Source organism: Umezawaea endophytica, assembly GCF_025061645.1.
GTDB classification, from domain to species: Bacteria; Actinomycetota; Actinomycetes; order Mycobacteriales; family Pseudonocardiaceae; genus Umezawaea; species Umezawaea endophytica.
In genome coordinates, this window is the sequence record NZ_JANYMP010000010.1 from 352,704 (window position 1) to 362,553 (window position 9,850).

Below are 9,850 nucleotides of genomic sequence, written 5' to 3' on the forward strand. Positions count from 1 at the left end.
TTGTTCCGGATTCGTTTGTCGATCGCAAGGAGGGATGTCCATGCTTTCCACGGACACGCAAGACCTGCTCGAACTCGACGTCCAGGAGTTCGAGCTGACGGACTCGCCCGCTGACGCTCCCACCCAGTCGGGCCCGGTGCGCACGATCACCACCTGCGCGATCTGTTGATCAGTGGGCGGGCCCTGTCGCGCCACGGCGGGCCCGCCCACCCGCGTCCGTCCTCCTCGGGAAGCTGATCATGGACATCCACTTCACTTCTTCGGACAGGTTCCTGCTCCGGGCCCCGGTGTTGCCCAGGCTGCGCCTGCGTCCCGACCCCTCGTCGACGAACGGTGTGCGCGAGCGCGTCGAGTACCCGATGGTTCGGGAGGCCGTCGCGGTCGCCAGTGCCGTGTTGATCGAGGCCGTGGACAAGGTGCTCGCCGGGCAGGAGCCCGCGACTGAACGGCTTCGCGGTGCGCTGGCCCGCTACGAGCTGCGCATGGCGGGGCGGCCCACGCCCTTCGGGCTGCTCGCCGGGGTGGCCGTCGGTGGGTTCGCCGACCGGACGGAGGCCAAGCTGGGCAGTTCCCACCGCAGGCACGTACGCCCGGACCACGCCTGGTTGGAGCGCTGGGCCAACGGACTGGAGGCGGACGCGGAGGTGCTGGTCCGCCTGGAGGTCACCGCGAACAACCTGTGCTCACGGCACGGCGACCGCCTCACCGTTCCCCGCGGGACGCGACTGGCCAGCGTGCGCGGCACGGCCGCCGTCACGCGCGTGCTCGACGCCGCCCGGCACCGGATCGCGGTCCACGACCTCGTCGACGTGGTCGCCGAGGAGTTCCCGAGGGTGACCAGGCCCGAGGTCGTCACGCTCGTGGCGCAGTTGGTGCGCCTGCGCTTCTTGCAGACCACCCTGCGCCAGTCGGAAAAGCCCCTCGAGTACGTGACCGGCCTGCTGCCCGCGGACTCGCCGCACGGAGCGCGAGCCGCGGTGATCGCCGACGCGACCGACGCCTACCGGCGCAGCCCCATCGGTGAGGGCGCACCGGAGTTGGCCGAGGTCCGGCGGGCGACCGCCGACGACAACCCCGTGCAGGTCGATCTGGAACTGGACGCGCGCGTTCGGCTGCCGCACGAGGTGGCGCGTGAGGTCGAACGTGCCGCCAGCGTGGTGTGGCGGTTGTCCGCGCCCGACAACGCGCGGTCCCGGAACCTCGCGGACTTCCACGGCAGGTTCCTGGAGCGGTACGGGCTCGGTGAGCTGGTACCCGTGCTGGACCTGCTCGACCCGGACGTGGGCATCGGACCGCCGGCGGGGTACGAGCGGCCGTGGGCGGCGACGAGCCAGGACGACGTCCGCCAGCCGGTGCTCAACCGCCTGCTGGCGCGGGCCATGGCCGACGGGGTCACCGAGGTGGACCTCGACGACGACCTGATCGCGCAGCTCAGCCCACCAGGGGGCACCCCGCCGACCACGGTGGAGCTGTTCGCCACGCTGAACGCCGTCTCGGTCGACGCGCTGGAGCGCGGCGACTTCGAGCTGGTCGTCAGCCCGCTGACCGGCACGCAGCAGGCCGGGGCGTCGCTCGCCAGGTTCGGGTACCTGCCGGAGGTGCGCGACCTGCTCGCCGAGTTGGCGTCGGTGCGGTCCGACGACCGGGTACCGGTGCAGCTCGTGCACCTCACCACGCACCCCCGTGACGCCAACGTGGTGCGGGCCCCTCGGGTGCTGGGGCATTCGCTGGCGATCGGTGTGCCCGGCGACGGACTGGACCCGGCCGACATCGCGGTGGTCGCCGACGAGCACCGGCTGCGGCTGTACTCGGTGTCGTTGGGCCGCGAGATCGCTCCGCGCGTGCTGCACGTGCTGGACATCAGCGCGGCGGCGCCGGAGGTGGTGCGGTTCCTGTGGGACGTGTCCCTGATGGGCGTGCGCACCCTGAAGCCGTGGGACTGGGCAGCGCTGCGGGACTCCCCCTTCCTGCCCGCGGTCCGTTGTGGACGCACGGTGCTCGCGCCCGCGCGCTGGCAGGTCACCGAGGTCGACGTGGGCACGGACGAGGCGTTGGCCGCCTGGCGGGAGAGGTGGCGGGTACCCGACCGGGTACGGCTGACGCACCTGGACCAGCAGCTCTGCCTGGACCTGGGCACGCGGGAACACCGTGCGCTGCTGCGCGAGGACCTGCGGAAGTCGGGTACCGCGGTGCTGTTCGAGGACCGGGCGCCCGCGCTCGACCAGGGCTGGCTGCACGGGCCGGATGGCGCGCACGAGGTCGAGCTGGTCGTCCCGTTGATCGCGGTCGACCCCGAAACGCGGTCGGTGAGGCCGCCCGCGTCGGTTCGCCGGACCCCGGCGCCGCACCTCCCCGGCGGCGAATGGGTGTCCGCGCACATCCAGTGCTCGCCGCACCGGCAGCGCGAGGTGCTGTTCACCCGGTTGAACCCGTGGCTGGCCACGCTGGACGTGGACCGGTGGTTCTTCCTGCGCTACCAGACCGCTGACCAGCCACCGCACATCCGGCTGCGGCTGCGCGGCGACGTGCTCCCGCGGGTGCGCGACCAGGTCGCGGCCCTGGTGGACGCCAGGCTGGCGAGCGGTTTCTCGGTGCACCCCTACCGGCCCGAGGTGGAGCGCTACGGCGGTGAGCGGCTGATCGACCTGGCGGAGCGGTTCTTCGCCGCCGACAGCCGGTTGGCGCTGCGCGGGATGGGCACAGCTCAGGACACCGTCGCGGTCGCCGCCGACGTGGTGGCCCTGATCAGCAGCTTCCACGGTGCTCGGTGGCCGTCGTGGTTGCTGTCGGAGATCCCGAAGAAGGAGTCCACGCACCGGGCGTTCGGCAAGCGGCGCGGTGACGCGCTGGCGGCGATCACCCTGAACCCCGTCCCTGCGGACCGGGAGTGGGCCGAGTTGCTGGCCCAGTACGGGAACGAGGCCCGCGCGCTCGCCGAAGCCGGGAACTGGGCGTCACCCGGCGAGATCCTCCGCGCCCTTCTCCATATGCACTGCAACCGTCGGCTCGGCGCGGACTTCCGGGCGGAGGCCGAGGTGTACGCGATGGCGCGGGGCGCGGTGAAGGCGCACGTCGACCGCGTCAGACTCGCTCGGTGAGCGTGCGGACGTGGCTGGACGACTCCGTCCGCACGCTCAGCAGGCCCGCCGGGGTGAACCTGGACAACGGCGACTGGCCGTACCACCCGATGTCCCTCGCCGACGGGTACTGCGGGCTGGCCGTGCTGTTCGCCCGGCTCAGCGACGAGTCGCCGGAACTGCGGGAGACCGCCCACGCGCACCTGACCGCCGCCGCGCGAACGCGGAGGCCCACCACCGAGAGCCTGTTCGACGGGTTGCCGTCGCTGGGGTTCGCCGCGCGCAGCATCGCCAGGGCCGATGGCGACTACCGGGACACGCTCGCCCGGATCGACCCCCACGTGCTGCGGCTGGCCGAGAGCGCGCTCGACGGTGAGGAAGCGCGCTTGCTCGCTCGCGAGCCCGGCGCCGCAATGGCCTGCTACGACGTCACTTCAGGCCTGAGCGGAGTGGGCAGGTACCTGCTCGCCTGCGGCGCCGAAGCGCGGCCCGTGCTGGAGCGGGTGTTGGGGTACCTGGTGCGGCTGACCGATCCGGTGCGCGTGCGCGGCCACCGGGTGCCGGGGTGGTGGACGTCGGACCCGTCACTGCTGGCCGATCCAGTGGCGCACCCGGACGGCCACCTCAACCTGGGGATGGCGCACGGCGTCGCGGGCCCGTTGGCGCTGCTGGCTTTGTGCCACGGGCAGGGGGTGGTGGTCGAGGGCCACGGGGAGGCGATCCGCCGGATCGCCACCTGGCTGCTGTCCCGCCGGGGCACCGACGAGCACGGCCCGTACTGGCCCGCGCTGGTCCCGCTGGAGCACGAGGTGGCGGGCGCTGTCGACCGGATGCCGCCGAGCCGGATCGCCTGGTGCTACGGGCCACCGGGCGTGGCGCGCGCCGTGCAGTTGGCCTCGGCGGCGTTGGACGAGCCCGCCTGGGCGGAGAAGGCGAAGACGACGTTGCGCGCGGCGTTCCGGCGACCGCAGGACCAGTGGGGGATCAAGGACGCTTCCCTGTGCCACGGGTCCGCGGGCGTCCTGCACGCCACGGCGCTCGTCCTCGGCAGGGACGCGGACGTGCTGCCGGCCCTGTGCGACCACCTGCTGGCCCAACGCGACCGGCACACCGTGATCACCGTGCCCCCGAACCGACCCGGTTTCCTCGACGGGTCGGCCGGGACCTTGTTGGCGCTGCACGACTACCTGACCCCGGCACCGTCGACGGCGTCGTTGCCGTGGAACGCCGCACTGGTGCTGGGGTGAGCTCTCCCCGCCGAGTGGAGGCGGGGAGAGCCCTGGTGGATCAGCAGGTTCCCGAGGACGCCACGCTGTGCGACTCGTTCTTGTCGACGTGAGGCGTCAGGTCGTTGACCCGCTGGCCCGGTTGGAGGACCCACCTACCGCTGCTCGCGCAGTTCGGCAGGATGTAGAGGCGGACGACGCCCCCCGTGCGGTTGTAAGCCGATGCCGCGTTGTTCTTGACGCACTCCCCCTTGCCGTCCCCCGGCCCCTTGAAGTCGTAACAGCCGGGCTGGCTGTTGCCGTACTCCGAGATCGAGGTGGTGAAGTCCGACACCGACGATCCCCCGTCAGGGCCGTTGAAACCCCAGTAGAGGCAGAACTCCCCCGCCTCGCAGACCCCGTTGCGCGGGGTCGCCGCGGTGGCGGTACTCGCCAGTGGCAACGCCAGCGCGACACTCGCGCCAACGGCCAGCGCCACCCGCACGAACCGCTTCCCTCGAGCACCCATGACACTTCCCCCTTGCTCGACCGACCCGAAGCAGGCTCGGACGAGACGAAGCGTCTTGTGGTCGCGCGAGGCGTACGTGCCGAACGGGCCGACCTCACCCGGTTGCCGGCCGGCTACCACCCGTGGCGAAGGGAAAGTCGTACCCACAGTGTGCCGATGACGGTCCGTCGACGCGTGCGATGGGCCCGAGAAATGACGAAGGCAGGGAGGTAAACCACTCCCTGCCACCTCCAACTTATAGCGCACCGGGGGGCTTGCGGCAAGACCCCGGTCGTGACGCACACTCTGCGGCCGAAGCCGGAACCTGCGGGAATGGGGAGCGGGGCCCGGAGTGCGAGTGGACGGAAGACGCCCGGCAGGGCGAGGGGGAAGGTGTGCGGATGGGTAGCTACGTGCTCGGTCTTCAGGAGGTCGACCGGACGCGGCTCGCGGTCGTGGGTGGCAAGGGGGCGCACCTGGGGGAGCTTTCGCGGGTCGACGGTGTTCGCGTGCCCGAGGGGTTCTGCGTGACGACGGACGCGTACCGGCGGATCGTGGAGGACGCCCCGTCGATCGGTGCTGAGCTGGAGGGGCTGTCGCGGCTGGGCCCGGACGACCGGGAGGCGATCCGCGACCGCAGCGCGGAGGTCCGGCGGATCCTCGAAGGGGTCGTGATCCCCGACGACCTGGCGGCGGCGATCACCGACGCGCTCGACGAGGGGCACGCCTACGCCGTGCGGTCGAGCGCGACGGCGGAGGACCTGCCGGGGGCGTCGTTCGCGGGCCAGCAGGACACGTACCTGAACGTCATCGGGCCCGCCGAGGTCCTCCGGCACGTCAGCCGGTGCTGGGCCTCGCTGTTCACCGAGCGGGCCGTCGCCTACCGGCTGCGGAACGGGTTCGACCACCGGAAGGTCCTCATGGCCGTGGTGGTGCAGCGGATGGTGTTCCCGCAGGCGGCCGGTGTCCTGTTCACGGCCGACCCCGTCACGTCCAACCGGAAGGTCGCCTCCGTGGAGGCCGCGTTCGGGCTCGGCGAGGCCCTGGTCTCCGGGCTGGTGAACGCGGACTCCTACCGGGTGCGCGACGGCGAGGTCGTCGCCAGGACGATCGCCACCAAGGAACTCGCCACCGTCGCCCTGCCCGCGGGCGGGACGCGGGAGCAGGCGGTCGAGCAGGCACGGCAGGGGCGGGCCGCGGTGACGGACGCGCAGGTGGTGCGACTGGTGGAACTCGGCCGACGGGTCGAAGCGCACTTCGGCGGCCCGCAGGACATCGAGTGGTGCCTGGTCGACGGCGACTTCCAGCTCGTCCAGAGCAGGCCGATCACCACCCTGTTCCCCATCCCCGAGACCGACGACGAGGACAACCACGTCTACCTCTCCGTCGGCCACCAGCAGATGATGACCGACCCGATGAAGCCGCTGGGGATCTCCCTGTGGCAGCTCACGACGCCCCGTCCCATGGCCGTGGCGGGCGGGCGGCTGTTCGTCGACGCCACGCCGCGCCTGTCCACGCCCACCAGCCGGGACGGCCTGCTGGAGGTCATGGGCAAGTCCGATCCGCTGATGACGGACGCGCTGCGCACCGTCCTCGCCCGTGACGGCTTCGTCCCGACGCTGCCGGACGACGGTCCCGGCGAGCCGACGATCGGCGTCGAGCCCGCCACGATCGAGACCGACCCGGCTGTCGTCGCGGAGCTGATCGAGCAGGGCGAGGCCTCCGTCGCCGCCGTGGAACGGGACATCCGGGAGAAGTCCGGGGTGGAGCTGTTCGACTTCATCCTGGCCGACATCCGGGAGCTGAAGCGGATCCTGTTCGACCCGCGCAGCCACCAGGCGATCATCGCGGGGATGCAGGCGGCGTGGTGGCTCAACGAGCACCTGCTGGAGTGGCTCGGCGAGAAGAACGCGGCCGACACGCTCACGCTGTCCGTCCCCCACAACGTCACGTCGGAGATGGGGCTGGCGCTCCTCGACGTCGCGGACGTGGTCCGCCCGCACCCGGAGGTCGTCGCGTTCCTGCGCGGCGTCGAGGACGAGGGCTTCCTGGACCGGATGGCGGACCTCGCGGGCGGGCCGGAGGCGCGCGACGCCATCCGGGCGTACCTCGACCGGTACGGCGCGCGCTGCGTCGGCGAGATCGACATCACCCGGCCGCGCTGGAACGAGCGTCCTTCCACGCTCCTGCCGATGATCCTCACCAACGTCAAGAACTTCGAGCCGGGTGCCGGGGAGCGCCGGTTCGAGGAGGGGCGTCGACTGGCGTCGGAGAAGGAGCGGGAGCTGCTGGACCGCCTGCGGGCCCTGCCGGACGGAGAGCGGAAGGCCGAGGAGACCAAGCGGATGATCGACCGCGTCCGGACGTTCGCCGGGTACCGGGAGTACCCGAAGTACGGCATGGTCAGCCGGTACTCCGTGTACAAGCGGGCCCTGCTGCGCGAGGCGGACGGCCTGGTACGCGCTGGCGTGCTCGGTGAGCGGGAGGACGTCTTCTTCCTGACGCTGCAAGAACTCCAGGACGTCGTGCGCACCGGCAGGGTCGACGGCGAAGTCCTCCGCGAGCGCAAGGAGGCGTTCAGGTCCTACGAGGCGCTCACGCCGCCGCGGGTGCTCACGTCGGACGGCGAGGCCGTCGCCGGGACGTACGGGCGGGACGACCTGCCCGAGGGCGCGCTGGTCGGACTGGCGGTGTCGGCGGGCACCGTCGAAGGCCGGGCCCGTGTGCTCCTGGACATCGCGCAGGCCGACCTCGAACCGGGCGACATCCTGGTCACGACGCACACGGACCCGAGCTGGTCACCGCTGTTCGTCGCGATCACGGCGCTGGTGACGGAGGTCGGCGGCATGATGACCCACGGCGCGGTGATCGCACGCGAGTACGGCCTGCCCGCGGTCGTCGGCGTGGAGCACGCCACGCGCTCGATCCGGGACGGGCAGCGGATCCGGGTGAGCGGGACCGACGGGTTCGTGGAGATCCTGTCGGAGGACATCATCTGAGACGCCGGGTGCCGCGACCGGGAGATCCGGTCGCGGCACCCAACGACGGCGGGGTGCGGGCGGAGGGTTCCCGTCCAATCGGAAATCCTGAGCTGAGCGCCGTAGAGTTCCGCGTGCGCCGCTGCCGCCGAGGTGCGCGACGACGCGTTCGTTCACCGCGCTGATCGCGCGGCGACCACCGCGGCCGGAGGACGGGCGTTTGGACGGGCAACGGCGAGATCGGGTGCGGCGGCTGGTCGCGGAGTGCGCCGGGCAGGACCAGGACGGGTGGGGTCGGGCGATGGCCCTGGTCTGCCTGCGGGCCGTGGGCGGGGTGGACGCCGCGGCGCTGACGTTGCGCACCGACTCCCGCGGCCAGGAGGTCATCGGCACCAGCGACCCGCGGAGCTTCGGTCTGGAGGACGCCCAGTACACGCTGGGCGAAGGGCCCGGCGTGGACGCGTTCCGCACCGGTGGGCCGGTCCTGGTCGCCGACGTGGCCGCGGACCTCGGCCGGTGGCCCGCGTTCGGCGAGGCGGCGCTGGCCGCCGGGCTCGCGGCCGTGTTCGCGTTCCCGCTGCGGGTCGGCGACATCCGGCTGGGCACCCTGGACCTCTACTCCCGCCGCCTGGGCGGCCTGACTGCGGCCGACCGGGTCGACGCGGAGTTGCTGGCCGACCTGGCGGCGCTCGCGCTGGTGGAGCGCGCGCAACAGCCCGGCCAGGGGCTGCGGTCGGCGGTCACCTACCAGGACGTCAACATCGCGACCGGGATGCTCGCCGCGCAACTCCGCATCAGCCTGGACGAGGCGTTCGCCCGGCTGCGCGCCCACGCCTTCGCCACCGAGCGGTCCGTGCTGGCCGTGTCGCGGGACGTCCTGGCCCGCGAGCTCCCCTTGGACCGCCTGGTCGACTGACCCGCTCAGCCGCCCCAGTCGGGGTCCTCGCCCGGCCGCGCCTCGGCGTCCACGATGGCCGCCAGCCGGGCCACCTCCCCATCGGACCCGCCCGTGGCGTCGTACTCGTCGATCAGCGCGCGAGCCCCGCGGTGGTCCCCGCCCGACCAGGCCCGCAGCACACCCGCGGCCTCGTGCAGCGCGGCTCGTCGGGCTACGCCGTCGGCCACCTTCCGCGCTCGGTCTTCGAGGGGATCCACCCTACCCACCCTCCTCTGGTTGGAAGGGCGGCGCGACCGTGGCCTGAAAGGGTGAAAAACAGTGGTCCACGTGTATGAACGCGGTCCCAGTGGTACTACGGAGAGCACGTGCGGTTGATCAGACAGCCGTTGTCCGGCAGGAGTGGTGCGACCACAAGTCGACAGACGAGGACGCCCGGATGGGAAAACCGGTGAACGTGGCGGTAGCGGGGAACGCGGCCGTGGTCATGGTGACGGGCGAGGTGGACACGGCCACCGCCCACCTCCTCGCCGAAGGCGTCCACCGAGCCCTCCTGCTGAGGCCCGAACCGCGTGCCGTGATCGCCGACCTGAGCGGGGTGAGTTTCCTCGCCGCCGCGGGCGCGACGGCGCTGCTGGCCTCCGACCAGGCGTGCGAGCGGCGCGGGGTGCCGCTGTGGGTGGTGGCGCCGCACCGGGCCGCCCGGTGCGTGTTGGAGATCTGCGGTCTGACGTCCGCGCTGCACGTCGTGGCGGTATCACCGTTGGAGTCCGCGGCGGGCCTGGCCCGTGCGCTGGAGGACCGAGCGGTGGTGGACAGCGCGGTCGGGGTGCTCATGGCTGCGGACCACGTCGACGAGCACGGCGCCCGCGCGATGTTGGTCGACCAGGCGCGCGACGCCGACGTCGCGGTGCGCAACCGCGCGCTCGATGTCGTGACGCGGAGCGCCGCGCGAACGGGATCCCCGGCCGTGCGGTCGAACCTGACGATCGACCTGGTCGCGGCGGCGTGGGAGACCGAACCCCGCGAGCACCAGGACCACATCACCGACCTCGCGGCGGCCTTGAAGCGCCAGGGCCACCAGGTCGCGCTCCACGTCCGCCGGACCTCGCACGAACCCCCCGCGTCCGAACGCACCGCCTCGGGCTTCGACGTCGTGCGCGTACCCGCCGGACCACCGACCGTCC

The 9,850-nt window shown here is 72.4% G+C and carries 8 protein-coding genes; 6 read left to right on the plus strand and 2 right to left on the minus strand.

The features are described 5' to 3' along the window. The first annotated feature begins 40 nt into the window (after positions 1-40). The 3 genes from NZH93_RS22635 (at position 41) to NZH93_RS22645 (ending at position 4,324) form a co-directional block, all read left to right on the plus strand. Positions 41-169, plus strand: coding sequence for a hypothetical protein (locus tag NZH93_RS22635; protein WP_259625158.1), 129 nt, complete (start codon positions 41-43; stop codon positions 167-169). A gap of 70 nt (positions 170-239) precedes the next feature. Then, entirely contained in the window at positions 240-3,098 is a 2,859-nt protein-coding gene (locus NZH93_RS22640; protein ID WP_259625159.1) for a lantibiotic dehydratase, read from the plus strand. Continuing rightward, positions 3,095-4,324, plus strand: a complete 1,230-nt coding sequence (locus NZH93_RS22645; protein ID WP_259625160.1) for a lanthionine synthetase C family protein — start codon at positions 3,095-3,097, stop codon at positions 4,322-4,324. Before NZH93_RS22640 ends, NZH93_RS22645 begins: the two co-directional genes overlap by 4 nt. 40 nt (positions 4,325-4,364) lie before the next feature. Here NZH93_RS22645 and NZH93_RS22650 read toward each other — a convergent pair whose 3' ends face one another. After that, the gene (locus tag NZH93_RS22650; protein ID WP_259625161.1) at positions 4,365-4,811 is read right to left on the minus strand and encodes a peptidase inhibitor family I36 protein; all 447 of its coding nucleotides are present in this window, start codon (positions 4,809-4,811) and stop codon (positions 4,365-4,367) included. Positions 4,812-5,191: 380 nt separating this feature from the next. Here NZH93_RS22650 and rph point away from each other — a divergent pair, with 380 nt between their 5' ends. Further along, positions 5,192-7,789 carry a rifamycin-inactivating phosphotransferase gene (gene rph / locus NZH93_RS22655; protein WP_259625162.1) on the plus strand — a complete coding sequence of 866 codons (2,598 nt, stop codon included), beginning with the start codon at positions 5,192-5,194 and terminating at the stop codon, positions 7,787-7,789. Positions 7,790-7,988: 199 nt separating this feature from the next. Next, positions 7,989-8,684, plus strand: coding sequence for a GAF and ANTAR domain-containing protein (locus NZH93_RS22660; protein WP_259625163.1), 696 nt, complete (start codon positions 7,989-7,991; stop codon positions 8,682-8,684). A gap of 5 nt (positions 8,685-8,689) precedes the next feature. On the opposite strand, the gene NZH93_RS22665 is transcribed toward NZH93_RS22660, so the two are convergent. Then, the gene (locus NZH93_RS22665; protein ID WP_259625164.1) at positions 8,690-8,923 is read right to left on the minus strand and encodes a hypothetical protein; all 234 of its coding nucleotides are present in this window, start codon (positions 8,921-8,923) and stop codon (positions 8,690-8,692) included. Positions 8,924-9,102: 179 nt separating this feature from the next. Between NZH93_RS22665 and NZH93_RS22670 the strand changes: the two genes are divergently transcribed. Continuing rightward, positions 9,103-9,850, plus strand: a 748-nt coding sequence (locus tag NZH93_RS22670) for an anti-sigma factor antagonist (protein ID WP_259625165.1), incomplete at its 3' end; no start/stop codon positions are given.